General features: G+C 66.0%; 22 protein-coding genes. 10 read left to right on the top strand and 12 right to left on the bottom strand.

All coding sequences use genetic code 11. The annotated features are described in order from the left end of the window. Nucleotides 1–7: 7 nt before the first annotated feature. Together H536_RS0102775 and meaB are read right to left on the bottom strand one after the other, a co-directional pair. Nucleotides 8–829, bottom strand: coding sequence for an NYN domain-containing protein (locus H536_RS0102775; RefSeq protein ID WP_024349009.1), 822 nt, complete (start codon nucleotides 827–829; stop codon nucleotides 8–10). A 108-nt stretch (nucleotides 830–937) separates the two neighbouring features. Further along, nucleotides 938–1,942: a methylmalonyl Co-A mutase-associated GTPase MeaB gene (gene meaB / locus H536_RS0102770; protein WP_051141485.1), complete on the bottom strand. Its 1,005-nt coding sequence runs from the start codon at nucleotides 1,940–1,942 to the stop codon at nucleotides 938–940. Nucleotides 1,943–2,129: 187 nt separating this feature from the next. Here meaB and pqqA point away from each other — a divergent pair, with 187 nt between their 5' ends. Genes pqqA through pqqE form a run of 5 tightly spaced genes read left to right on the top strand, consistent with a single transcriptional unit; the run spans nucleotide 2,130 to nucleotide 5,354 of the window. Continuing rightward, nucleotides 2,130–2,213: a pyrroloquinoline quinone precursor peptide PqqA gene (gene pqqA / locus H536_RS25470; RefSeq protein ID WP_081451326.1), complete on the top strand. Its 84-nt coding sequence runs from the start codon at nucleotides 2,130–2,132 to the stop codon at nucleotides 2,211–2,213. Between the two features lie 42 nt (nucleotides 2,214–2,255). Continuing rightward, nucleotides 2,256–3,170, top strand: coding sequence for a pyrroloquinoline quinone biosynthesis protein PqqB (gene pqqB / locus H536_RS0102760; RefSeq protein ID WP_024349007.1), 915 nt, complete (start codon nucleotides 2,256–2,258; stop codon nucleotides 3,168–3,170). Beyond that, nucleotides 3,167–3,940 carry a pyrroloquinoline-quinone synthase PqqC gene (pqqC, locus tag H536_RS0102755; RefSeq protein WP_024349006.1) on the top strand — a complete coding sequence of 258 codons (774 nt, stop codon included), beginning with the start codon at nucleotides 3,167–3,169 and terminating at the stop codon, nucleotides 3,938–3,940. Before pqqB ends, pqqC begins: the two co-directional genes overlap by 4 nt. Then, nucleotides 3,937–4,215: a pyrroloquinoline quinone biosynthesis peptide chaperone PqqD gene (pqqD, locus tag H536_RS0102750; protein ID WP_024349005.1), complete on the top strand. Its 279-nt coding sequence runs from the start codon at nucleotides 3,937–3,939 to the stop codon at nucleotides 4,213–4,215. The genes pqqC and pqqD overlap by 4 nt, the downstream gene beginning before the upstream one ends. After that, nucleotides 4,212–5,354: a pyrroloquinoline quinone biosynthesis protein PqqE gene (gene pqqE / locus H536_RS0102745; RefSeq protein ID WP_024349004.1), complete on the top strand. Its 1,143-nt coding sequence runs from the start codon at nucleotides 4,212–4,214 to the stop codon at nucleotides 5,352–5,354. Before pqqD ends, pqqE begins: the two co-directional genes overlap by 4 nt. Nucleotides 5,355–5,408: 54 nt before the next feature. Here pqqE and H536_RS0102740 read toward each other — a convergent pair whose 3' ends face one another. The 7 genes from H536_RS0102740 to H536_RS0102710 form a co-directional block, all read right to left on the bottom strand. After that, entirely contained in the window at nucleotides 5,409–6,131 is a 723-nt protein-coding gene (locus tag H536_RS0102740) for an N-acyl amino acid synthase FeeM domain-containing protein (protein WP_024349003.1), read from the bottom strand. Between the two features lie 251 nt (nucleotides 6,132–6,382). Continuing rightward, nucleotides 6,383–8,320, bottom strand: a complete 1,938-nt coding sequence (locus H536_RS0102735) for a putative bifunctional diguanylate cyclase/phosphodiesterase (protein WP_024349002.1) — start codon at nucleotides 8,318–8,320, stop codon at nucleotides 6,383–6,385. A gap of 154 nt (nucleotides 8,321–8,474) precedes the next feature. Continuing rightward, complete coding sequence (locus tag H536_RS0102730; protein ID WP_024349001.1) at nucleotides 8,475–9,521, bottom strand: magnesium transporter CorA family protein; 1,047 nt, start codon at nucleotides 9,519–9,521, stop codon at nucleotides 8,475–8,477. A 94-nt stretch (nucleotides 9,522–9,615) separates the two neighbouring features. Beyond that, nucleotides 9,616–11,778 (bottom strand): methylmalonyl-CoA mutase, encoded by a 2,163-nt coding sequence (gene scpA, locus H536_RS0102725; protein WP_024349000.1) that lies wholly within the window; start codon nucleotides 11,776–11,778, stop codon nucleotides 9,616–9,618. After that, a complete protein-coding gene (locus H536_RS0102720) occupies nucleotides 11,775–13,211 on the bottom strand; it encodes a methylmalonyl-CoA mutase subunit beta (protein WP_024348999.1) in 1,437 nt (478 codons plus the stop codon). Before H536_RS0102720 ends, scpA begins: the two co-directional genes overlap by 4 nt. A 178-nt stretch (nucleotides 13,212–13,389) precedes the next feature. Next, a complete protein-coding gene (locus tag H536_RS0102715; protein ID WP_024348998.1) occupies nucleotides 13,390–15,117 on the bottom strand; it encodes an HWE histidine kinase domain-containing protein in 1,728 nt (575 codons plus the stop codon). 179 nt (nucleotides 15,118–15,296) lie between these two features. Next, complete coding sequence (locus tag H536_RS0102710) at nucleotides 15,297–15,671, bottom strand: hypothetical protein (RefSeq protein ID WP_024348997.1); 375 nt, start codon at nucleotides 15,669–15,671, stop codon at nucleotides 15,297–15,299. A 199-nt stretch (nucleotides 15,672–15,870) separates the two neighbouring features. On the opposite strand from H536_RS0102710, the gene H536_RS0102705 reads away from it, so the two are divergent. Both H536_RS0102705 and H536_RS0102700 read left to right on the top strand, forming a co-directional pair. Continuing rightward, nucleotides 15,871–17,541, top strand: a complete 1,671-nt coding sequence (locus H536_RS0102705) for a helicase HerA-like C-terminal domain-containing protein (protein WP_009208589.1) — start codon at nucleotides 15,871–15,873, stop codon at nucleotides 17,539–17,541. A gap of 111 nt (nucleotides 17,542–17,652) precedes the next feature. After that, nucleotides 17,653–17,892 carry an NINE protein gene (locus H536_RS0102700; protein ID WP_155898361.1) on the top strand — a complete coding sequence of 80 codons (240 nt, stop codon included), beginning with the start codon at nucleotides 17,653–17,655 and terminating at the stop codon, nucleotides 17,890–17,892. 42 nt (nucleotides 17,893–17,934) lie between these two features. Here the strand turns inward: H536_RS0102700 and H536_RS0102695 are convergent, their stop codons facing one another. The 3 genes from H536_RS0102695 to H536_RS0102685 form a co-directional block, all read right to left on the bottom strand. Then, complete coding sequence (locus H536_RS0102695) at nucleotides 17,935–19,506, bottom strand: FAD-dependent oxidoreductase (RefSeq protein WP_024348995.1); 1,572 nt, start codon at nucleotides 19,504–19,506, stop codon at nucleotides 17,935–17,937. A 163-nt stretch (nucleotides 19,507–19,669) separates the two neighbouring features. Beyond that, complete coding sequence (locus H536_RS0102690; RefSeq protein ID WP_024348994.1) at nucleotides 19,670–20,374, bottom strand: L,D-transpeptidase; 705 nt, start codon at nucleotides 20,372–20,374, stop codon at nucleotides 19,670–19,672. A 135-nt stretch (nucleotides 20,375–20,509) separates the two neighbouring features. After that, the gene (locus H536_RS0102685; protein ID WP_024348993.1) at nucleotides 20,510–21,172 is read right to left on the bottom strand and encodes a haloacid dehalogenase type II; all 663 of its coding nucleotides are present in this window, start codon (nucleotides 21,170–21,172) and stop codon (nucleotides 20,510–20,512) included. A 195-nt stretch (nucleotides 21,173–21,367) separates the two neighbouring features. Here H536_RS0102685 and H536_RS0102680 point away from each other — a divergent pair, with 195 nt between their 5' ends. The 3 genes from H536_RS0102680 (at nucleotide 21,368) to H536_RS0102670 (ending at nucleotide 23,629) form a co-directional block, all read left to right on the top strand. Then, nucleotides 21,368–22,231 (top strand): branched-chain amino acid aminotransferase, encoded by an 864-nt coding sequence (locus H536_RS0102680; RefSeq protein WP_024348992.1) that lies wholly within the window; start codon nucleotides 21,368–21,370, stop codon nucleotides 22,229–22,231. A 136-nt stretch (nucleotides 22,232–22,367) separates the two neighbouring features. Further along, nucleotides 22,368–22,970, top strand: coding sequence for a superoxide dismutase (locus H536_RS0102675; RefSeq protein ID WP_024348991.1), 603 nt, complete (start codon nucleotides 22,368–22,370; stop codon nucleotides 22,968–22,970). A 77-nt stretch (nucleotides 22,971–23,047) separates the two neighbouring features. Continuing rightward, nucleotides 23,048–23,629, top strand: coding sequence for a c-type cytochrome (locus H536_RS0102670; protein WP_244495399.1), 582 nt, complete (start codon nucleotides 23,048–23,050; stop codon nucleotides 23,627–23,629). Nucleotides 23,630–23,692 lie beyond the last annotated feature (63 nt).

Raw genomic sequence — 23,692 nt, 5'->3', positions numbered from 1 at the left:
CAGGCGCTCAGCTCCAGTCGCTCTTCGGCGCCGACCGCGTCCGCTCGCTGCTCTTGGCAGGGCTGCGGGTGGAGCGCCGGCGCGGCGCCGGTTTGGTCGTCGGCTTCAGCCGGATGTCGACGCTGCCGCCCTCCGGGTCGTCCACCTCGAACAGATCGGTCGAGCGCACGAGGTCCGACAGCTTCTTGAAGCCATAGGTACGCGGATCGAAGTCCGAGGACAGGTTGAGGAGCTGCTTGCCGAAGCTGCCGAGATTCACCCAGCCATCCTCGGTGTCCATCTGGTCGATGACCCGCTTGAGCAGTTCGGCGGCTTCCTGCGGCTTGGCGAGCGGTGCGCTGGTCGGCTTGCCGTCGTCCTTTTCCGGTGCGATGCGCTGGGGCAGCAGGTTCTCGGTGTAGATGAAGCGGCGGCAGGCCTGGCGGAAGCTCTCGGGGGTCTTCTGCTCGCCGAAGCCGTAGACGTCGACGCCCTGCTCGCGGATCCGCGCCGCCAGCCGCGTGAAGTCGCTGTCCGACGACACCAGGCAGAAGCCGTCGAAGCGTCCGCTGTGGAGCAGGTCCATCGCGTCGATGACGAGGGTGATGTCGGAGGCGTTCTTGCCGGTGGTGTAGGCGAATTGCTGCTGCGGGATGATGGCGTGGCGCGACAGCACGTCGGCCCAGCCCTTCGAGCGCGACGAGGAGAAGTCGCCGTAGATGCGGCGCACGCTGGCTTCGCCGATCTTGGCGATTTCCTCGAACAGGCCGTCGGCGATCCGCGATGAGGCGTTGTCGGCGTCGATCAGCACGGCTAGGCGCGCAGTGCGGTCTGGTCTTGTGTTGGACATGCAGAAATCCTTGGCTCTCGTGAGAGGCGATCTAAGGCGCGCGGCGCCGGTGCACAGGCATTGGCTGCGACACGCGCGAAATGGAGGATTGCGACGGTGGGGCGGCCGTCATCGGTTCCCGCCGGAGCGGGGCAGACCCAGATGGTCGAGGATATCTTCGGCAACGGCCGAGGGCGCCCGCTCCCCGGTGCGCACGGCGTTTTCACCGGCGGCGATCTCGGCCGGCCAGTTCGGCCCGGACAGGACGCGCCGGCGGATCGCGGCGTCGAGGCTGGACCACAGCCAGCGCACGCGCTGGTCGGCCCGGCGTTCGTCCCAGGCGCCGTTGTCGCCATGCACCTGCCGGAAGCGTTCGATCTCGCCCCAGAGCGCGTCGAGCCCGGCGCCGGTCATGCCGGAGACCGTGGCGACGGGAACGCGCCATGCGGCCGAACGCGGCGCCAGTATGTTGAGCGCCGAGCGGATCTCGGAGGCGGCGGTCTTCGCCGCGTCGACATTGCCGCCGTCGGCCTTGTTCATGGCGATGATGTCGGCGACCTCGAGAATGCCCTTCTTGATCCCCTGCAATTCGTCGCCGCCGCCGGGGATCATCAGGAGAAGGACGAGATCGACCATCTCCGCCACCGCGACCTCGGCCTGGCCGACGCCCATGGTCTCGACGATCACCACGTCGAAGCCGGCCGCTTCGCAGAGAAGCATCGTCTCGCGGGTCTGGGCTGCGACGCCGCCGAGCGTGCCGGAGGACGGGGAGGGGCGGACATAGGCATTGCGATCGACGCTCAGCCGCGCCATGCGGGTCTTGTCGCCGAGAATCGAGCCGCCGCTGCGGACCGAGGACGGGTCCACCGCCAGCACCGCGACCCGGTGCCCCTTCGCCGTCAGCATGGAGCCGAAGGCGTCGAGAAGGGTCGACTTTCCGACGCCCGGAACGCCGCTGAGCCCGATGCGGATGGCCCGTCCGGTTTCCGGCGCGAGACGATCGAGCAGCGCGGCTGCCGTCGCGCGATGGTCCGCGCGGGTCGATTCGACCAGGGTGATCGCCCGCGAGAGCGCGGCGCGCGATCCTTCGAGCAAGGATGCCGCCAATGTGTCGGGATCGGTGAAATCGGCCATGGGAGCCTGCAATAGTGGGCCTCGGCGTGGCTGTCGACCATAGTGGCGCCGTATAGGAAACATTCCCGATAACGGCTCGCACCGGTCTTTGTGACCCCGCGTGGCTTTCGATGATGAAACGCTTTTGCTAGCTTTCCGTTGGTGGGTACAGCGATCGACCTTCTGTCGGTCGCGGCACTTTGGGAGAATGACAATGGCCTGGAACAAGCCCGTTATCACGGAAGTCTGCGTCGCGATGGAAATCAACGGCTACATGCCGATCGAATTCTAATTGTCGACTGCACATGATAGCCGCGGGCGGGCACAGACCCGCCTGCGGCTTTTTGTATTGGGCTCCGCTGCCGGCGGCGGCTATCCCCAGTGGAACTGCCTCTGTGACGTATGCCGCCTCTACTGGACCGGCGACACCCGTGTCAGCGCGCGCTCGCAATCCTCGATCGCCGCGACGGCGGACGGTGAGAACTGGCTTCTTCTGAACGCCTCTCCCGACCTGCGCGAGCAGATCATGCGATCCCCGCCGATCTCGCCGATGGCCGGGGCTGCCGATGCGACGCGGCGTGCGTCGCCGATCGGTGCGGTGCTCGTCACCAATGGCGATGTCGATCATGTCGCCGGCCTTCTGACATTGCGCGAGAAACAGGCTTTCCCGCTCTACGGAACGGCAGGCGTTCTCGACGTCATCCAGCAGAACCCGATCTTTTCCGTCCTTGACCCCGCTTGTGTCGAGCGCCGGCCGGTCGCGGTCGGGCAGGCGTTCGAGCCGGTGCCCGGACTGGAGGTCGAGATCTTCTCGGTTCCCGGCAAGGTCCCGCTCTACCTGGAAAAGGGCGAGGTCGATGTCGGCGAGGAAGGCGAGATGACCGTCGGCGTCCGGCTGACGGCGCATGGCCAGACCGCCTATTACATTCCCGGCTGCGCCGCGGTGACGGAACCGCTGCGCGAGCGCGTGCGCGGCGCCGACGCGCTGCTCTTCGACGGGACCGTGTTCGACGACGACGAGATGGCGCAGGCCGGCGTCGGTCCGAAGACCGGCCGGCGCATGGGCCACATCCCGATCTCGGGCGAGGGCGGCAGCCTGAACGCCTTCGACGATCTGGGGATCGGTCACCGGACCTATATCCACATCAACAACACCAATCCGATCCTGATCGAGGGATCCGACCAGCGGCAGGCTGTCGAGGCAGCCGGCTGGCAGGTTGCGAAGGATGGCATGGAGATCGCGCCATGACGGCCATGATGGATCGCGAGGCCTTCGAGGCGGCGCTGCGCCAGATCGGCGCCGAGCGTTACCACCATCTGCATCCGTTCCAGCAGATGCTGCAGAATGGCGAGCTGAGCCGCGAGCAGGTTCAGGCCTGGGCCCTCAATCGCTACTACTACCAGTCGCAGATCCCGGTGAAGGATTCGCACATCCTGGCACGTCTGCAGACGACGGAGTTGCGGCGCGAATGGCGCCAGCGGATCATCGACCACGACGGACAGGAAGCGTCCGAGGGGCAGCCGGCGCAGCGCGGCGGCATCGAGAAATGGATTGCCCTGACCGATGGCGTCGGCCTCGATCATGCCTATGTGGAAAGTGGAGCCGGTATCCTGCCCGGCACCCGTTTCGCGGTCGATGCCTATGTGCATTTCGTGCAGGAGAAGACGCTGCTGGAGGCCATCGCCTCGTCGCTGACCGAGCTGTTCTCGCCGAATGTCATCGGCACGCGCGTGCGTGGCATGCTCGAGCATTACGACTTCATCTCGCGCGAGACGCTGGCCTATTTCGACAAGCGTCCCGTGCAGGCCAAGCGTGATTCCGATTTCGCGCTGGAGTATTGTCTGGAGAACGCCCGCCGGCCGGAAGAGCAGGAGGCGGTGCTCAACGCCCTGCGCTTCAAGTGCCACGTGTTGTGGGCGCAGCTCGACGCCCTGTATTTCGCCTATGTCGCGCCGGGGCTGACCCCGCCCGATGCCTGGCAGCCCGGCACGGCAGAGAAAGAGAATCCGAGATCATGACCGAGATTGCCGACACCACGATTCCGAAGCTGCCGCACGGCGTGAAGTTTCGCGAAGACAAGGTCCGCGGCAATTTCATCCTGGTCGGCCCGGAGCGGATCTTCAACGCCGACGGCGTTGCGACCGAGATCCTGAAGCGGGTCGACGGCAAGTCCGATTTCGGCACGATCGTCCGCTCGCTGGCCGAGGTCTTCGCCGCTGACGAAGCCACCATCCGCCCCGATGTCGCGAGCTTCCTTGTCGATCTCAGCGACAAGCAAATGGTGACGTTATGAACGAAGCCGTCTTTCCCCAACCGGCCGGTGAGCCGGTCGCGCAGCCGACGCCGGCGCCACCGCTGGGCCTTCTGGCCGAACTCACCCATCGTTGCCCGCTGCGCTGTACCTATTGCTCGAACCCGCTGCAGCTCGACGGCCGGTCCAGCGAGCTCGACACCGAGACCTGGAAGCGGGTGTTCAGCGAGGCCGCCGAACTCGGCGTCATCCATATCCACCTGTCCGGCGGCGAGCCGACGGCGCGCAAGGACATCGTCGAGCTGACCCGCCACGCCAGCGAGGTGGGCCTCTATACCAACCTCATCACCTCCGGCGTCGGCGTCAGCGACGACACGCTGGATGCGCTGCTGGAGGCCGGTTGCGACCATATCCAGCTCTCGCTGCAGGGGGCGGATGCCCAGATCACCGAGCTTGTCGGCGGCTATCGCGGCGGCTTCGAGAAGAAGGAAGCCTTCGCCCGTTCGGTGGTGGAGCGTGGCTTCCCGCTGACGCTGAACGCGGTCATCCACCGGATGAACATTCATCAGGTGCCGCAGATGATCCAGAAGGCCGTCGATTTCGGCGCCAAGCGCCTGGAGATCGCCCATACGCAATATTACGGCTGGGCCCTCAAGAACCGGGCACAGCTGATGCCGGCGCGCGAGGACGTCGACCGGACGATCACCGAGGTCGAGGAAGCCCGCGAGCGGCTGAAAGGCACGCTGGTCATCGACGCGGTGTTCCCGGACTATTACGCCAAATATCCCAAGCTGTGTAACGGCGGCTGGGGCGCGCGGACGCTGAGCGTGACGCCGGCTGGGCGGGCACTGCCCTGCCATGCGGCCGAGACGATCAAGCATCTGGAATTCTGGTCCGTGCAGGACCATTCGATCGCCGACATCTGGTCGTCGTCCCCGGCTTTCGAGGCCTATCGCGGCACGTCGTGGATGAAGGAGCCCTGCCGTTCCTGCGAGCGCCGGCACATCGATTTCGGTGGCTGTCGTTGCCAGGCGCTGGCGCTGACGGGCGATGCGGCCAATACCGATCCGGCCTGCATCAAGTCGGATATGCATCAGCGGCTCGGCGAGATCGCCACGACGGAATCCTCGGCGGTCGTTGACCCCGGCGCCGCGGTCTATCGCGGATTCCGCGCCGGATAGCCTTCCCCGTCACCGGGCCCCGGGACGGGGCGCCGGTTGCGCCCCTGCGTTTCGTCAGGCCGTCATGCCGGCCGTCTGTCCCGTCGCCTGCTTCCAGGAGAAGCGCCGCGCGGCATTGTCGTTGGCCGAGCCTGCCCAGCGCGCGCGGTCGACGAGGCTCGTCGACGGACCATACAATTCCGCCCGTTCGCCGGCTGTCGACTGGAACACCGGAAACTTCGGGTGGAGTTCGCGGCGCAGCGTCTGCATGTCGTTGTAGCAGAGCGCGATCGGCTTCTTCAGTCCGGGATAATGCCGGGCCGGGGTCCGCGGGTGCAGAAGGCAGATCCGGTCGTAGAAGGGCACGTGTTCGGGCCGGACCGTCGCCAGCATGTAGGTGGCGTCGAAATGGTCGGCGAGCATGGAGCCGAGCCTGAGGCCGGCGAAGGGGAGGAGCGTCGTCATCTTCCGGACGCTATGGTCGACGACGAAGCGGGTCGGGTCGACGAAGCTTTCGCCCTTGTCGAGCAACGGCGCCAATTCAGCGCCGAAGACATCCATGGCCGGGCCGACGCGGCATTCCGGGGTGGTGATATGCAGGCGGATCGAGGCGACGAGTCGGTCATCGATCTCAATGCCCAGAACGAATGCGTTCACATCCTCGTCGTGACGATCTGAGAACATGCGGGACGGTGCTTCGCCGATCGCCCCTTCGGCAAGATACGCATCGTAGCGCAGGCGATAGATCTTTTCGCGATCGGTATCGCTGGTGGCCTGGAAATAACGGACGCTTCTCATCACGCTGGATATCTGAGAGCGACCGGAGAGTTTGCCAGACTTGCTCGTGCCTCGTTCCATGCTTCGTCAGTCCCCGCTGCATTTGACGACGATATCGTTCAAATTGTGCAGACAGGATTACGCATTTCTAAATATATGCAAAGCTGATATTGGGAAAGTAGTTAATTTCCGTTAACGAATCCTCTGTTGCGTTGATTCTGTTCACGGATTCGTAGCGCCACTTGTGGGGCGAGCGGGAAATCGAGCGCCGCTTACTGTCCGGCAATGGCGATCCGCGGGCGGCTCTCGGCCATCTCGCGGCTGGACGAACTGCTGGCCCGGAGCAGGGTGCCGATGGCCGTTTCGGGCAAGGGGCGGCCGAAGACGAAGCCCTGGATCTGCGTGACCTGCGGGTCCGAAGAGACGAACTCCAGGAGCTCGATCGTTTCGACACCTTCCACGACGATGCGAAGGTCCAGTGAGGCGACGAGGTGCACGAAGCCGCGCAGGAGCGACTGGCGTCGCTTGTCGGCGATGATGCCGGTGAGGAAGGACCGGTCGATCTTTACCTTCCCGATCGGCAGACGCGCGATGTAGCTGAAGTTCGAGAAGCCGGTGCCGAAATCGTCGAGCGCGATGGAGATACCCATGTCGCGCAGGGCTTCAAGCTTGGCAAGGACGGGCTGGTGCTCGCCGAGAAGCAGGTTCTCGGTGATCTCGATCTCCAGCCGTCGCGGATCGAAATTCGTCTCGCGCAACGCGGTGGAGATGACCTCGACCATGTCGGCGCGCAGCAACTGGCTCGGCGATAGGTTCACCGCAACGGCGACGGAAGACGGCCAGTCGCTGGCGATCCGCATCGCCTCGTAGAGCGTCCAGTCCGTCAGCATCCCCATCAGGCCGGTTTCTTCGGCCACCGGCAGGAACTCTCCCGGCGAGATCATGCGCCCGTCCGGCGCCATCCAGCGGATCAGCGCCTCGCAGGTGGAAATCCGCAGGGTGTTCGGCTCGACGAGCGGCTGGAAGAACAGGCGGAGCTGATTGTCCTCGAGGGCCAGACGCAGACCGGTCTCGATCCGGAGGCGATTGGTCTCGCGATCCAGCATGTCGGCGACGAACATGCGGGCCGTACTGCGGCCGGCGCTCTTGGCCTGGTAAAGGGCGGTGTCGGCCTGACGGGTGAGAAGCTCGGCGTCCTCGCCATGCAGCGGGAAGAGGGCGGTACCGATACTGCAGCCGGTCGCGGCCGGCGCCCCCTGGATCATGAAGGGTTCGCGCATCGCCTCGACCAGCCGGTCGGCGAGGCCGGCGGCCGCTTCGGCATCTGCGCCATATTGCAGGATCAGGAACTCGTCGCCGGCGAAACGCGAGATGAAGCCGCTGGTCCCGACAACCTCGCGGAACCGCCGTGCCGTCTCGATCAGGACGGCGTCGCCGGCCTTGTGGCCGAGCGTGTCGTTGATCCGCTTGAACCGGTCGAGGTCGACGAAATGGACTGCGAAGGGCTCGTAGGTGTCGCGGGTCAGCTCGTCGAGGCGGCGATTGGTGTAGGCCCGGTTGGGCAGATGCGTCAGCGTGTCGAAATGCGCCAGTTCCTCGTTCATGCGGGCCGCGCGCAGCGCCCCGAGGAAGGTCTCGCAGATCCGTCCGTTGGTCCTGAGAATGCCGGCGAAGAACACCAGCAGGATGAAGGCGTAGCCGACGTACCAGGCCGTGCCCTGGATGAGCAGGCCAGCGACCATCGGCACGGCTGCGGCTGCGGTCTGGACGCGGGCGATCAGCGGGCTCGGGAAATTGCGCGCCTGGATGCCGATCAGATAGCCGATCGCCGTCGCGAAAGAGACGACCTGGGCGAAGGCGCCGCCGCCGACGAGGAAGACGATGGTGGTCCAGGCGCCGACGCTGGCGACGTGGACGGTGCCGAGGACGAGATAGAGCCGTTCCCAGAAGACGACATCGAAGTCGGCATTGTGGGAGCGCTGGCGGACCATCAGCATGGTCACCAGGCGGATTGCGGCAATCAGGGAGGTGAAGGCGACGACGCTCCACAGGGCGTTCTGCCCGGTCTGGATCGCGGTCATGGAGGCGCCGACCGCGACGGCCACCGACGCATAGGCGAAGGACAGCATATCGCCGTGCAGCGAGCGGACGATCTCGACGCGCTCGCTCGCTTCCCATCCGCCCAGCTGCAATTCTCGGGTCAGCAGCATACCGTCGGCCTCGCTTTCATCAGCGAAACTTGATCGAATTTCGTTAAGACATCATTTAGCTACTTCTGCGCGATCATGTGCGGCCGATACACGCGCGACCGAGATCGGTGACCTGCGAAGCCGCTAAACGTTGGGCGTAGGCGCCTGCGCCCGGCTAGAGCCAGTTCTTGTAGCGGAACAGGATCATCGGGACGATTGCGGAGACCACCATGGCCGCGAGCGCCAGAGGGTAGCCGAACGTCCAGCCGAGTTCGGGCATGTGCGTGAAGTTCATGCCGTAGATCGACGCGATGAGGGTCGGCGGCAGGAACGCCACCGCCGCCACCGAGAAGATCTTGATGATGGCGTTCTGCTCGATCGAGATCATGCCGACGGTCGTGTCCAGCAGGAAGGTCGTCTTGTTCGACAGGAACGAGACGAAGTCGTTGAGCGAGTGGACGTCGCGGGACATCGCCTTGACGCGCGGCCTGGTGTCCCGGCTCGACGGCTTGCGGCCGTCGAGGACGAGTTGCAGGAAGGGCAGCAGCCGGTCGAGGGTCGCGAGGCTCTCGCGGACCCGCGACGTGAGATCGCCGGCCGCCCCTATCCGCCGCAGCAGCGACTTGAAGTCCGCGGTGCCCGTCGGCTTCTTTCTCGCTGACGAAGAGAAGATGTCGTCGCCGATCCGGTCGAGATCCGCGGAGATGGATTCCAGGAGATCCGCGACCCGGTCGACGACGGTCTCCAGAAGGCCGATCAGGATGCTGTCGGCCGTCGGCGTTCCGGGGTGGCTTGCCGTCTTGGCGGTCTGCGTCGGCTGCGGGCTCTCCGGCGACATATGAGCGGCGCTGGGTGTCTCGCGGCAGAGCTTGGCGGCATAGATCGCGAAGCTCTTCGGCTCGCTGTAGCGCAGGGTGATCAGCCGGTCGCCGGTCCGGATGAAGGTGACCGGCGCGAAGGACGGCTTGCCGCTGTCGAGGCCGAAGACCACCGAGGCAGTCATGAAGTCGGCGCCATCCTCGGAATAGAGCCGGCTCGAGACCTCGATCTCGTCCATCTCCTCGCGGGTGGGCACGTCGATGCCGCAGAGCCGTTCGACGGCGGAGACATCGTCCGCAGTCGGGTTGAGGAGATCCAGCCAAACTGCCTCGGCCGGGATCGCGTCGCCCTGCACCGAACGGGGGCGCATGAACCGGCCCAAGGGCGTGTAGGCCTCGATCATGGGCGCCATCCGCCGAAGGCGCGGGAACGGCGCTTCCTGCCGGGATCGCCGCTCGATGGCGCAAGCGCACCGATGCCGTGGGTCGTCACGAGCTCTACTCTGCCGCCAGCTTGCCGTGTCCGAGATGGGCGGCGAGGGACTGCAGGAGATCTGCCGCCGCTTCCGCGACGACGGTGCCCGGCATGAAGATCGCCGCCGCGCCGGCTTCCTTCAGCGCCGGGACGTCCTGGGGCGGGATGACCCCGCCGACGACGATCATGATGTTCTCGCCGCCTTCCCGGGCGAGGGCGGCCTTCAGTTCCGGCACCAGAGTCAGGTGACCGGCGGCCAGCGACGAGGCGCCGACGATATGGACGTCGTTCTCGACGGCCTGGCGGGCCGCTTCCTCCGGCGTCTGGAAGAGCGGGCCGATATCGACGTCGAAGCCGAGATCGGCAAAGGCCGAGGCGATGACCTTCTGGCCCCGGTCGTGGCCATCCTGGCCCATCTTGGCAACGAGGATGCGGGGACGGCGTCCCTCGGCCTCGGCAAAGGCCGCGCTCATCGCCTGAACCTGCGCAACACGATCCGCCATGGGACCCGCCTCCCGCTTGTAGACACCTGCCACGACCTGCGCCTTGGCGACATGGCGGCCGAACACCGTCTCCAGCGCATCGGCCATCTCGCCGACGGTCGCCTTGGCCCGGGCCGCCGCAATGGACAGTTCGAGGAGGTTGCCGTTGCCCTCGGCCCCCGCGGTCAGTGCGGACAAGGCCGCTTTGGTCGCGGCATCGTCGCGTTCGGCCCGCAATTGCTGCAGCTTCTCGATCTGCTGACGCCGCACATCGGCATTGTCCACCCGCAGGACATCGACCTCGTCGTCGCTGGCATTGCGGAAGCGGTTGATGCCGACGACGGTCTGGGTGCCCGAGTCGATCCGCGCCTGGGTCTTGGCCGCGGCTTCCTCGATCCGCAGCTTCGGCAGGCCCTTTTCGATGGCCTTCGCCATGCCGCCCATCGCCTCGACCTCGGCGATATGCGCGAGCGCCTTTTGCGCGAGAAGATGGGTCAGCCGCTCGACATGGGCCGACCCGCCCCAAGGATCGATCAGGCCCGTCGTGCCGGTTTCATGGGCGAGCACGAGCTGGGTGTTCCGAGCGATGCGGGCGGAAAAGTCGGTTGGCAGGGCCAGCGCCTCGTCGAAGGCATTGGTGTGCAGTGACTGGGTATGGCCCTGCGTCGCTGCCATCGCCTCGACGCAGGTTCGCACCACGTTGTTCATCACGTCCTGTGCCGTCAGCGACCAGCCGGAGGTCTGGCAATGGGTGCGCAGCGAGAGCGAGCGCGGATCCTGCGGCGCGAAGTTCTCCTTCATCAGCGCCGCCCAGATCAGCCGTGCGGCCCGCAGCTTGGCGATCTCCATGAAGGCGTTCATGCCGACGGCCCAGAAGAAGGACAGGCGCGGCGCGAAACGGTCGATGTCGAGCCCGGCCGCGACGCCGGCGCGAGCATATTCGATGCCGTCGGCGATGGTGTAGGCGAGCTCCAGGTCGGCCGTCGCCCCGGCTTCCTGCATGTGGTAGCCGGAAATCGAGATCGAATTGTATTTCGGCATGTTCTTCGAGGTGAACTCGAAGATGTCCGAGATGATCCGCATCGAGGGCGCCGGCGGATAGATGTAGGTGTTGCGGACCATGAACTCCTTCAGAATGTCGTTCTGAATGGTCCCGGACAGATCGGCCTGCGCGACACCCTGTTCCTCGGCCGCAGCCACGTAGAGGGCGAGGACGGGCAGCACCGCGCCGTTCATGGTCATCGACACGCTCATCTCGCCGAGCGGGATGCCGTCGAAGAGCTGGCGCATGTCGATGATGGAATCGATGGCGACGCCCGCCATCCCAACGTCCCCCGCGACGCGCGGGTGATCGGAATCGTAGCCGCGATGGGTGGCGAGGTCGAAGGCGACCGACAGCCCTTTCTGGCCCGCGGCGAGGTTGCGGCGGTAGAAGGCGTTCGACGCCGCGGCGGTGGAGAAGCCGGCATACTGCCGAATGGTCCAGGGCTTCTCGACATACATGGTCGGGTAGGGGCCGCGCAGATAAGGCGCGATGCCCGGCTGGGTATCGAGGAAGGGGTAGCCTTCCAGTGCCTTGGAGCCGTAGGCGCCGCCGATGGTGATGCCTTCGGGCGTTTCGAACCCGTCGGTCGCCGGCGATTGCGGCGCGGCTGCGTTCGGGCGGCTCCAGCCGATCTGCCTGAAATCCGGGATCGCGCTCATCGGCTGGCCTCCGAAGTTTCGCTGAGACGGTGCGGACGCAGGGGCTCGCAGCGCATCTCGCCGTCGGACGCCGTGGGATCGCTTCGATCGGCGGCAAGGATCGTGTGATCGCGCTCGCTCTCGAGCGGGTAGAGGCTGGCGCCGATGACGATTGTCTTGCCCTCCTCCAGCCGCCGCTGGCGTTCCAGGCGGGCGTCCATGACCCGGCTCTGCAGGGCGCCGGTCTTCAGGCTGGCGACGATGCCGCCTTCGGCCTCGATCTCGCGGAATTCGTTCCACGCGGCTTCGGCGGTCAGGTCGGTCAGTGTCTCGATGCTGCCCGAACCGGCGGCGGGGTCCGCGACCAAGGCGAGGAAGCTCTCTTCCTGCAGGATGATCTGCAGATTGCGGGCAAGGCGTCGCGCCGCGCGATCGGGCAGGCCGAGCGGCGCGGTGTAGGGCAGGACGGCCAGGCTGTCGGCCCCGCCGGTGCCCGCGGCGACGGCCGCAACGGTGGCGCGCAGGATGTTGGTATGCGGGTCCATGGCAGCCATCATCCGCCAGGACGTCTCGGCATGGATACGGGTCGCGGACGGCGCATCCTCGCCGCAGGATTCCAGCAGCTTCGCCCAGAGCAGGCGCAGCGCCCGCAGCTTGGCCGTCTGCTCGAACTGGCGCTGGTCGACGGAGAGGGTGAAGCCGATCGCGGAGGCGGCGTCGGCGACGTTCAAGCCGGCGTCGGTCATCGCGCGCAGGTAATACAGCGCGGTCGCCAGAACGGCGCCGAGTTCCTGCGCGGCGGTGGCGCCGGCGTCGTGGTAGAGGCGGCCGTCGGCCTCGGCGACGCGGCCGGTGAAACCGCTGGCCCGCAGCCCCTTGGTGGCGCGGCCGGCATGGGCCCGGAAGGCGCTCTCGGCACCGGGAAAGCTGCCGGTGAAGGCAAAGGGGCCGACCGCATCGAGGCAGAGATCGATCGCCAGCGTCTCGAATGCCTGGTCCCGCGTTTTCGCCAGCGAACGCAGGGCATCCACGGCAATCCGGGCATCCATATGCGGTTCGATCCGCAGCGCGATCATGGAGAGATCGACCCCATCGAGGGCGCGGGCGATCGCGTCCGCCTCCATCGGCAGGCCGAAACCATGGGCAGAGGCCGAGCCTGCAAAGACCAGGGACAGTGCGTTGGCGCCGCCTTCCAGATCGGCCAGCGCTTGCTGGTTGGCGCGGGCCGGATCGCGGTCGTCGACCCGCTGGACGATCTGCCAGGGACCGGAGGTCGCGCGCCCGAGCGGCGCGGCGGTGCGGCGCCCGTAGAGGGGACCGTAGCCGAACCCGTCCTCGGCTGTCGTCACGAGGGATTCGAACGATCGCCCCTTCAGGCCCTTTTCGACGCGCGCTCGCCAGCCGGCTTCGTCGACTTCCGGAAACTCGATGGCTTCGATCGTCAGCGCCGTCATGGGCCCTCCTCGTGCTGCCTGGTCGCGGCCATCCCCGAAAGGCGGTCGCGAAGGTCAGGCGGCCTGGCTCCCCCGCCTGTCCTTCTCACTCATCCGGTTGCTTCCATAGGCTGTCCGGCCGGGAAACGAAACTGGCGTTGCCATGGCGTCTGGCCAGACCCGCGCTTGCCCGTGCGAGCTAGTGCGGGATCACGGCGTCAGAGGGCGCTCGCAATTTCCACACCACGCCCGAGACCGCGTAGTCCATCTCGACCGACCCGTTCAGGCCGCGCGAGGTCATCTTCTGGGTGACCAACGTGCCGAATCCCGAATGCTTGGGCTCGATCACCGGCGGTCCGCCGCTCTCGCTCCAGGTGATGGTGAACTCGGCATCCATCGACCAGGAGATCACGACCTTGCCGTCCGACGTCGAGAGGGCGCCGTATTTGACGGCGTTCGTGGCCAGTTCGTGCAGGGCCAGGCCGAGGGTCTGGGCAGCCGTCGGGTTCAGCCGGACCGACGGCCCGCGAACCTCGATCTGCTCGCCCCCGGCGCCGAAGGCATGGAGCTGGGCGTGCACGAGGTCCTTGACCATGGCGCTTTCCCAGGCGCGGCTCGACAGGAGATCGGCTGAGCGTGCCAGCGAACTCAGTGCCTCGGAAAGGGTCGCCAGGAACTGCGTGGTGTCGGCGCTTTCCTTGGCCGCCCGGCGCGCGATGGCCGCGATCAGGGCGTACTGGTTTTTGGCGCGATGGGTCATCTCGCGCATCAGGAAGCGGTTCTGTTCCTCGGCGTCGCGGCGCGCGCGGGAGGCCTGGGCGAGGACCTTCGACACCTCGGCAACCTCGGCGATGTCGGTGCCGATCGTCGCCGCGGGCTCGCCGGCGCCGATGGCGGCAGCCTGCTTGGACAATTGCAGGATCGGCGCGGCGATGCGACGACCGAGCAGAATGCCCAGCAGGATCGAGAACATCAGGAGCACCGTGCCGGCGCTGATCAGCAACAGCCAGGATCGCAGGACCGGCTGTACGATGACCGAGTTGGGCACGGCGAGCGTCGTCGTCCATCCGGTCAGGCTGGATACGGTGGAAGCTTCGATCAGGTCGCGGCTCATGCGGGCGCCGAGCGTTTCGATGATCGAGGGATTGTCGTAGGAAATGCCCTGCTGGGCCTCCATCCGGCCTTCGCTGGTGACCGCGGCGAAGACCCGCTTGCCGTTCGAATCCTTGATGATGGCGGACCATTCGCGCGGCAGGTTGCGATCGGCGATCACTGCGCTGAGCGTATCCGCGGCCTTGCTGATGATCAGGACGTAGGAGACGTCGTTGCCGCGAAACACCGGCACCGCGACATGGAACACGAAGCGTTCGGAGCGATCGCCGAAGAACACGCCGGACACGGTCGGCTGTCGGGTCTTGCGCACCCGATCGACGGTTTCGGTGTAGCTCATGGCGCGAACCGGAGCCGGATAGGGATCCAGCGTCGAGGCGACGATCCGACCGTTCGGCTCCACGAGCGCGGCATCGGTGTTGGTGGTTTTCAGCGCCGCGACCGTGCGGGCGTGGAACCCGGCCAGTTCACCCTCGGCCAGGGACGGCGAGGAGGCCAGCACCCGGCCGGTGGTGATCATGCCGTAGATCTCACGATCGACCGCGTTGGAGATGATCTCGGCGGTGTCGTTGACCTGGGCAGCGGCGATCTCGCGCTGCTGGGCGGAGAATTGCAGGATCAGGAATGCGCTGAACAGAAGGGCCGGGATCAGGACGATGACCGCGAACAGCACCAGATGCGCGAGGAGCGGCGGTCGCCGGAACAGGCGGGAAAGGTTGAACGACCCGGCAGCCCACGAACGCGTCAGCGAAGAACGCAGCCGGGACACATGCTGAGGGGTGGCGCCCGGTTCGGCGCTGATCGGATCAGATGTCATTCAAGGACCTCGCTCCCCCGATGACGTCGTGTTCCTTCAACACGGCCACATTTCCGTTGTTCGCCAAGACCATAGGCGAAGGCAACGGCTTTATCCAGCGCGCGGCTGGCGGTCTGCGCGGAAAGGTGGCCGGCCCCGTAGCGAGGCCGGCCATGTCATGGCGTCCGGGGCGCTGCCGCTCAGATATACTGCGACAGGCCGGGCACGGAGGAGAGGGCCTTGTCGACGGTCTCCGGGTCGGTCTGGGTCTTGGCGAAAGCCACCAGCTCGCGCGCCACGGTCTGGATCTCGCCCATGCCGAGGCCGAGGCCCATGAGCTTGGAGCCGAGGCCCATGATGCCGCCGCCGAGCATGCCGCCCATCAGGCCGCCGCTGCCACCTTCGCCGGCGGTCGCCATCGCGTCTTCGGCGCCGGGCGTCTCGGCGATCATCTTGCCGACGGCCGGATCGTCCCCTTCGGCCTTCACGAAGGCGAGGATGTGCCCGACGGCCTTCTTGGCGGCGGCCTCGTCGATACCGGTTTCGGCGGCAATCTTGGCGAACAACTCGTGCATGGATGGTCCTCTTGGATCGGAGGCTCGGCCTCGGACATGCCGCTGAAAACCGGCCCTTATGGGGTCGGCGCGAATCAGCGGGACTTTGGCAAAGCCGGCGGGGGCGCGCAATTGCAATCGGCGACGGCGCCCTGATGTGCGCTTGTGTCGCCGGAAGACCGGCATGTAAGCTCCGGCCTCCGCAAGAGGGGGACGCCGCATGCTCGAAGACGGTCGGATATATCTGGGATCCAGCCGCGACCCGAAGGACGCGATCAAGAAGGGTGAGTATCTCGACCTGACACGCGCCAATCGCCACGGCCTGGTGACGGGGGCGACCGGTACCGGCAAGACGGTGACCCTGCAGATATTGGCGGAAGGGTTTTCGGAGGCCGGCGTGCCGGTGTTCTGCTCCGACATCAAGGGCGATCTGTCCGGCGTGTCGCAGCGCGGCGAAGGCAAGGATTTCCTCGTCGCCCGGGCCGAGGCCATCGGTCTCGATCCCTATTACCACGACCTCTATCCCGTCGTGTTCTGGGACGTCTTCGGCAAGAAGGGGCACCCGATCCGCGCCACCATTTCCGAAATGGGGCCGCTGCTGCTGTCGCGGCTGATGAACCTGTCCGACGCCCAGGAAGGCGTCCTCAACATCGTCTTCAAGATCGCCGACGAGGAGGGGATGCTGCTCCTCGACCTCAAGGATCTGCAGGCGATGCTGGCCCATGTGGCCGAGAATGCCGACGACGTCTCGAAGCTCTACGGCAATGTCGCCAAGGCCTCGGTCGGCGCGATCCAGCGGTCGCTGCTGGTCCTGGAACAGCAGGGGGCGGAGAATTTCTTCGGCGAGCCGGCGCTGGCGATCGCCGACCTGATGCGCACGGACCGGGACGGGCGCGGCATCGTCAACATGCTGGCCGCCGACCAGCTGATGATGAACCCGCGGCTCTACGCGACCTTCCTGCTCTGGCTGCTGTCGGAACTGTTCGAGGAACTGCCGGAGGTCGGCGACCCGGACAAGCCGAAGCTCGTCTTCTTCTTCGACGAGGCACATCTGCTGTTCGACGACGCGCCGAAGATCCTCGTCGACCGGGTCGAGCAGGTGGTGAAGCTGATCCGCTCCAAGGGCGTTGGCGTGTATTTCGTAACGCAGAACCCGCTCGACATGCCCGAGGGCGTTCTAGCCCAGCTCGGCAACCGGGTTCAGCACGCGCTGCGGGCCTATACGCCGCGCGAGCAGAAGGCCGTGCGAACGGCGGCCGAGACCTTCCGCCCGAACCCGGAATTCGACTGTTTCGAGGCCATCACCAAGCTCGGCGTCGGCGAGGCCCTGGTCTCGACGCTCGACAAGAAGGGCGTGCCCTCCATGGTCGAGCGTACGCTCATCCGTCCGCCGGCCGGCCGGCTCGGTCCGGTGACCGAGGCGGAGCGGGCGCAAACGATGGCCAAGAGCCCCGTCGCGGGCCAGTACGACCATGCCGTCGATCGGGAATCTGCCTATGAGATGCTGATCGGCCGGGCCGAGGATCAGCTCGCGCAGGAAGAAGAGCAGCGCCGGCTGGAAGCCGAGCGGAAGGAAGAAGCGGCACGGCGCGCCGACGCCGCGCGCCGCCGTGAAGAGGAAGAGCGGGACGCGCCGCCGCCTCGCCGGACGCGAACCGGTTTCCAGCTTCCCGACTTCGGCCTTGGTGGCGATGGCCGCGACGACACCCAGGAGGTGGAGGAGGCAGAGCCCGCACCGCGTCGCCGCTCGGCGCCCCGTCGGCGTTCGTCGGGCTATCAGCGTCAGACCGTGACCGAGACCATCATGAAGCAGGTCGGCCGTACGGTCGCCTCGACGGTGACCCGGGCGATCCTGCGCGGCGTTCTCGGCAGCCTGAAACGCGGGAAGTGACGCGAAAAGAGCGTTGCGCCTCGTCCGCGGCGGCGTCGGGGCGGGGCGGTGGCTTTCAAACCGGCGCGCCGGTTCCCATCTGTCAGGTGACGCGGAATGGAAGGAATGGGCATGAACCGGAAGTCGACACTCGCATCCTACATCCTCTGGCTTCTCTGTTTCGCCGGGATATGCGGGCTGCACCGGTTCTATCTCGGCCGGCCCTGGACCGGATTGCTGTGGCTCCTGACGCTTGGTCTGCTCGGCATCGGGCAGATCATCGATCTCTTCCTGATCCCGGGCATGGTCCGCGAGGAAAATCTCGAAAGCCGCATCGACATGATGGAGCGCGAGCGGGGCCGCCTGTCGTAAGGTGTTGAGGGCGGCGCAGATGCGCCGCCGTCCGGTCCAGGGTCAGTTCAGCAGCCTTGCGGGTTGCCAGCTGGCCGCAGCCAGATCCGCAACGGCCGGCGTGCGGTCGCTCAGCATGACCGCGTGCAGATCGGCCGTCGTATCGGCCTTGCCCCGCCCCAGTGCCGCCACAACGCGGCCGGCGACGATGTAGAAGGCGGTGTAGCTGCCTGCGTCGAGATTGCCCTCGATGTGGACGTCGTCGTAGGTCCGAGCATTTCCGACATAGTGGATCGGGCCGTACTGCGCCGACCAGAAGAACGGCACGCCGTCGAAGGTACCGGCTTCCCCGAGCATCGCTGCGGCGGCGTGGCGACCATGCTGCTCGGCGACCCGCCAATGCTCGATGCGCGTGCTGTAGTCCCGTCCCTCCAGCGGAACGGTCGCCACGTCGCCGCCGGCAAACAGGCTCGCATCCACCGACAGATCGGCGGCGACATCGAGCCCCCCTGCAACGTCCTCGCCGAAGATCTCCAGGCGAGGCCTGGCACCGACGGCGATGAGGACGATCTCGGCCGGGATCCGGGTGCCGTCGGCCAGATGAACCGTCTCGACCTTGCCGTGCTTCGCCTCGAGTTCGGAGACGACCGAATTGGTGCGCAGATCGACGCCTTTGGCCCGGTGCTGGGCTGCGATCTGGCCGGCCACCGCGTCCCCGAATTTCGAGGCGAAGGGCAGGGTCTCGCGGGAGATCACGGTGACGGTCTTGCCGTTCTGGACGAGACCGGCAGCGATCTCCATGCCGATGAAACCGGAGCCAATGATGACGACACGATTGGCGGCATCGACGGCGTCCTTGATCGCCCTGGCGTCGTCATGGCTGCGCAACGTGAAGACGTTCGGCAGACCGGCATTGTCGAGCGGGAGCGTGCCGGCACGGCTGCCCGGCGCAGCGAAGCACTTGTCGTAGACGAGACCCGCATTGACGCCGTCCTTGCCGCGGAACTGGATGGTCCGCGCGGCGCGGTCGATCCGCGCGACCGGCTCGGTCATCCGCTCCACCCCGATCGCGTCGAGACCGCCATCGCCAAGGAGCGGCAGGTCCGCGTCGGATTTCTTGCCCTGCATGTAGGCCTTGGACAGATCGGTGCGGTCGTAGGGCGGTTCGCCTTCGTCGCCGAACAAGACGATACGGCCGTCGAAACCGCGGCGCACCAGTTCCTGGGCGCAGGCAACGCCGGCAGCCCCGGCACCTAGGATGGCGAAGAGACGGTCACCGCCCGCCTTGCGCGCCGCGGGCTCCACCTCGGGCCGATGGACGCCGGCGCCGTCGGGAATGTCGAGATGGACCCGGCCTGAGGCGATCTCGGTGGTGAAATGGTTGAGGCAGCCCTGTCCCGGCGGCTCGATGTGGTCGCCGCTGGTCAGGTCGAAGATGGCATGATGCCACGGGCAGATGACCCGGTTGCCAATGCGGGTGCCGTTCTTCAGCGGCGCGCCCTTGTGCGTGCAGATCGCGCCAGTGGCGTGGACCGTGTCGCCGTCGCGGATGAGCAGCACCTTCAGGCCGTCGAGCTCGACTTCGGTCATGCCGGTTTCGGGCAGGTCGGCGAGTGCGCAGACGTCATGTTTCATGAAAATGCGGTCCCTTGGCCGGATCTGGAAGTCTTCCAGCCAACGGGGCGCAAGTCGGGACGTTCCGTCCGCGACCTCGGGCCGCGGCAGTGATCCGGCAAGCAAAAGGGGCGAGCGGTCCGGCCGCTCACCCCCTCATGTCAGTAGGAAATTCGCTCTGCGATCAGGCGACGAGACCGCCCTGGCGGACCAGAACCGGCGAACCCGACGGAACGCGGTCATACAGGTCGATGATGTCCTGGTTCATAAAGCGGATGCAGCCCGACGAACCCGACGTGCCAATGGTCCAGTATTCCGGCGACCCGTGCAGGCGATACAGCGTGTCCTTGCCGTTCTGGAACAGATAAAGCGCGCGGGCCCCCAGCGGGTTGTCGATGCCCGGCTCCATGCCGTCGGCATATTGAGCCAGTTCCGGCTTGCGGGCGATCATCTCCTTCGGCGGCGTCCAGGTGGGCCACTTCTTCTTCCACTGGATCTTCGCCCGGCCCGACCAGCCGAAGCCTTCGCGACCAACGCCGACGCCGTAACGCATAGCGCGGCCGCCGGGCTCGACGACATAGGCGAACTTGTTGGCGGTATCGACAACGACCGTGCCAGGCTTCTCACCGGTGGGATCGGCGACTTCCTGCCGGTAGTAGATTGGGTCGACGCGGCTCAGATCGATGGCCGGGATTCGGTAGCCTTCATCCACCACGGCGTCGTACATCGCGCGATACCGTGCCGGAGCGCCGCCCTGCGGTGCGGGGTAGGGGGCGACGGAGGCGATGCGCGCGCGCGAGCCGCTGGTGCAGCCGGCAGCAAGTGCAGTTGCGCCGATGCCGAAGCCCAGGAGCAGCCTGCGCCGCGAGAAATGTGCGGAATTTTCCATTGTGGTCCAGCCTTCGATTTTTCTTGGCGGGATCGGTAGACGCGCCCCGCTTTTTGGCATTCGCAGGCTAAACCTGCGGACTTCGGAGAGGTTCCGCAGCCATCACAGCTGTTTGACCAGGAAGGAAAACGCCGCTCAAACGAGTTTCGGCAAATCCCGCAGATCGGGCAGGACCCCGCCCGGCTGCAGGTCCAGATACTCGTCCGGTTCGCCGCCGCGGTTGATCCAGACCGTATGGAAGCCGAAGGCAGCCGCGCCGGCGATGTCCCAGCGGTTGGAGGACTGGAACGAGACCGCGTCCGGGTATAGCCGGAAATGCGTCGTCACCAGATCGTACATGGCGGGCGCCGCCTTGTAGGTCCCGCAATCCTCGGCGGAAAAGACGATGTCGAAGACGTCGTCGAGACCGGCGGAGCGAACGGCGCGCGCCAGCATGTCGCGGGAGCCGTTGGACAGGATCGCCAGACGGGCGCCGCGGTCGCGCAAGGCACGCAGCGTCGAGGGCACTTCCTCGAAGGTATCGAGGTCCCGGTAGGCTTCCAGGAGACGACCGCGCAGCGACGGATCGGCTGTCGGGACCTTCTGGAATGCGTAGTCGAGCGCGTCTTCCGTCAGATCCCAGAAATTGCGATGGGCGCCGCCCATCAGACTGCGCACCCAGGAATATTCCAGCTGCTTGCGGCGCCAGATGTCCGCCAGCAGACGTCCGTCCTCGCCAATCTCGCCTGCCAGGCGAGCGACGGCGGCGCCGGTGTCGAACAGCGTGCCATAGGCGTCGAACACATAGACTGAATGCAAGGACGTCTCCCTCGGGTTGCCGGGCCCCGTTGGGTCATATGGGCAGGGTCTCGCGATTGAAAGGCCGAGGAAGCATCGCCATCGCATTCGCGGCCGCCTCGGCCCGGCGCGTGACGAGACGTTGCGGCTGCGCTATGGACGGGCAGGGGCCGCGCCGTGCCCCACGCTTCATGCAGAGCCAATCCGGAGCCGGCCATGCCGCAGGAATTTTCCCGTACCCGCACCTTCGTCGATGGCCATTGGCACGACGGCAACCCCGGCCTGATCGGTCCGCGCAGCCACGCCATGTGGCTCGGGAGCTCGGTGTTCGACGGGGCGCGCTGGTTCGAAGGCGTCGCGCCGGATCTCGACCTTCATTGCGAGCGCGTCAACCGGTCGGCCGAGGCGCTGGGCCTGAAGGCGACGATGGTGGCCGACGAGATCGTCCGCCTCACCCACGAGGGTCTGCAGGATTTCGACGGCAAGACGGCGGTCTATATCCGGCCGATGTACTGGGCCGAAGACGGCGGCTATATGGGCGTTCCGGCCGATGCCGCGACCACGCGCTTCTGCCTGTGCCTCTACGAATCGCCGATGATCGCATCCTCCGGCTTCACACTCGGCGTGTCGCCGTTCCGCCGCCCGACACCGGAGACCATGCCGACGCTGGCGAAGGCCGGCTGCCTCTATCCGAACAACGGTCGGGCGATCATGGAGGCCAAGTCGCGCGGCTTCGACAATGCGTTGGTTCTCGACATGCTCGGCAATGTCGCCGAAACCGGCACGTCCAACCTCTTCATGGTCAAGGACGGCGTCGTGTTCACTCCGGTCCCGAATGGCTGCTTCCTGAACGGGATCACGCGCCAGCGCATCATTGCGCTGCTGCGCGAGGCCGGCCGCGAGGTGGTCGAGACGACCCTGACCGTCGCCCAGTTTCGCGACGCGGACGAGATCTTCTCGACGGGCAATCATTCCAAGGTCGTGCCGGTCGTGGGCATCGAGGACCGGCAGATGCAGGCCGGCGCGGTCTATGCCGAGGCGCGCGAACTGTACTGGTCATTCGCCCGCAGGGCAGCGTAGGAAGGACTGGCCGAAAAACGGTGGCAAATGCGACCGTTGGCACTAGCTTCGTTCTCGCCGATTTTTGCGCGTGGCGGAAACACTCCCCGTGTTGAGCCGTTGCGCCCCTAACGACACCAACAGAAGGAGACGGACCATGGCTTTCACGCTTCCGGAGCTTCCCTACGCCTATGACGCGCTGGGACCCTACATGTCTGCCGAAACGCTCGAGTTTCATCACGACAAGCATCACCAGGCCTATGTGACCAAGGGCAACGAGCTGGCCGAGAAGGCCGGCATGGCCGATCTGTCGCTGGAGGAGGTCGTCAAGAAGTCCTACGGCACCGATCAGGCGCTCTTCAACAATGCCGGCCAGCACTACAACCACATCCATTTCTGGCAGTGGATGACGCCGAACGGTGGCGGCAAGAGCCTGCCGGGCAAGCTGCAGACCGCGTTCGACAGCGATCTCGGCGGCTACGACAAGTTCAAGGCCGATTTCGAGGCCGCCGGTGCCGGCCAGTTCGGTTCGGGCTGGGCCTGGGTTGCCGTCAAGAACGGCAAGCTCGAGATCATGAAGACGCCGAACGGCGAGAACCCGCTGGTTCATGGCGCCGTGCCGATCCTCGGCGTCGATGTGTGGGAGCATTCCTATTACATCGACTACCGCAATGCGCGCCCGAAGTACCTGTCGGCCTTCGTCGACAATCTGATCAACTGGGATCACGTGCTCGAATGCTACGAGAAGGCGACCGCCTGATCGCGGCCATCCTTACCGGTCAACCCTGACCGGTTGTTCACGAGAAGGCCCCGCGGCATCCGTCGCGGGGCTTTTTCATGTTTGCACCCCACGTGATCGTGAGCGCGACGACGGGTTTTCAAGATTGCACGGTTGCCGGATCTGGTTTCAACTTTCACCGCACCGGCTGTTCTGGCCGGAATACCGGGAGAGTTTACATGCTGCAGAGCAAACTCATCGTCGTCACTGCGGGTGTCGTCCTGTCCGCCGCAACCATGGTCCCCGCCTTCGCGCAGAATGTCGAACCCATCGAGGCCCGCCAGGCGCTGATGGAAGACAACGGCGACTCCGCCAAAGCCGGCGGCGCAATGCTCAAGGGTGAGGCTCCCTTCGATGCCGCGAAGGTCGCGGCGATCTTCACCGAGATGCACGACGTGGCGATGAAGTTCGGCGACTACTTTCCCGAGGACAGCAAGACCGGCAACGACACCGAAGCGGCGCCGGCGATCTGGGAAAAGCCGGATGAGTTCGAGGCAGCACTCGTCAAGTTCCAGGAGGACACCCAGGCTGCCATTGATGCCGCGCCGCAGGACATGGAGTCCTTCAAGCAGGCATTCGGCATGGTTACCCAGAACTGCAAGGGCTGCCACGAGGATTTCCGCATCGACAAGGACAAATAGGCGGTTCGCGGCATGAGGCCGATGCGGTTGCGATCGGGCGAGGCTGGCCGTTTGTTCGGCCGG

The organism is Aurantimonas coralicida DSM 14790, from assembly GCF_000421645.1.
Taxonomy (GTDB): domain Bacteria; phylum Pseudomonadota; class Alphaproteobacteria; order Rhizobiales; family Rhizobiaceae; genus Aurantimonas; species Aurantimonas coralicida.
The sequence above is the reverse complement of the archived record's forward strand: the minus strand, read 5'-3'. Positions and strand labels throughout refer to the sequence as shown.

Bases quoted from the DNA above. Each gene is read 5' to 3' on its own strand.
- H536_RS0102775 (WP_024349009.1), bottom strand. From the start codon at position 829: ATGTCCAACACAAGACCAGACCGCACTGCGCGCCTAGCCGTGCTGATC.
- meaB (WP_051141485.1), bottom strand. From the start codon at position 1,942: ATGGCCGATTTCACCGATCCCGACACATTGGCGGCATCCTTGCTCGAA.
- pqqA (WP_081451326.1), top strand. From the start codon at position 2,130: ATGACAATGGCCTGGAACAAGCCCGTTATCACGGAAGTCTGCGTCGCG.
- pqqC (WP_024349006.1), top strand. From the start codon at position 3,167: ATGACGGCCATGATGGATCGCGAGGCCTTCGAGGCGGCGCTGCGCCAG.
- pqqD (WP_024349005.1), top strand. From the start codon at position 3,937: ATGACCGAGATTGCCGACACCACGATTCCGAAGCTGCCGCACGGCGTG.
- pqqE (WP_024349004.1), top strand. From the start codon at position 4,212: ATGAACGAAGCCGTCTTTCCCCAACCGGCCGGTGAGCCGGTCGCGCAG.
- H536_RS0102740 (WP_024349003.1), bottom strand. From the start codon at position 6,131: ATGAGAAGCGTCCGTTATTTCCAGGCCACCAGCGATACCGATCGCGAA.
- H536_RS0102735 (WP_024349002.1), bottom strand. From the start codon at position 8,320: ATGCTGCTGACCCGAGAATTGCAGCTGGGCGGATGGGAAGCGAGCGAG.
- H536_RS0102730 (WP_024349001.1), bottom strand. From the start codon at position 9,521: ATGATCGAGGCCTACACGCCCTTGGGCCGGTTCATGCGCCCCCGTTCG.
- scpA (WP_024349000.1), bottom strand. From the start codon at position 11,778: ATGAGCGCGATCCCGGATTTCAGGCAGATCGGCTGGAGCCGCCCGAAC.
- H536_RS0102720 (WP_024348999.1), bottom strand. From the start codon at position 13,211: ATGACGGCGCTGACGATCGAAGCCATCGAGTTTCCGGAAGTCGACGAA.
- H536_RS0102715 (WP_024348998.1), bottom strand. From the start codon at position 15,117: ATGACATCTGATCCGATCAGCGCCGAACCGGGCGCCACCCCTCAGCAT.
- H536_RS0102710 (WP_024348997.1), bottom strand. From the start codon at position 15,671: ATGCACGAGTTGTTCGCCAAGATTGCCGCCGAAACCGGTATCGACGAG.
- H536_RS0102705 (WP_009208589.1), top strand. From the start codon at position 15,871: ATGCTCGAAGACGGTCGGATATATCTGGGATCCAGCCGCGACCCGAAG.
- H536_RS0102700 (WP_155898361.1), top strand. From the start codon at position 17,653: ATGAACCGGAAGTCGACACTCGCATCCTACATCCTCTGGCTTCTCTGT.
- H536_RS0102695 (WP_024348995.1), bottom strand. From the start codon at position 19,506: ATGAAACATGACGTCTGCGCACTCGCCGACCTGCCCGAAACCGGCATG.
- H536_RS0102690 (WP_024348994.1), bottom strand. From the start codon at position 20,374: ATGGAAAATTCCGCACATTTCTCGCGGCGCAGGCTGCTCCTGGGCTTC.
- H536_RS0102680 (WP_024348992.1), top strand. From the start codon at position 21,368: ATGCCGCAGGAATTTTCCCGTACCCGCACCTTCGTCGATGGCCATTGG.
- H536_RS0102675 (WP_024348991.1), top strand. From the start codon at position 22,368: ATGGCTTTCACGCTTCCGGAGCTTCCCTACGCCTATGACGCGCTGGGA.
- H536_RS0102670 (WP_244495399.1), top strand. From the start codon at position 23,048: ATGTTTGCACCCCACGTGATCGTGAGCGCGACGACGGGTTTTCAAGAT.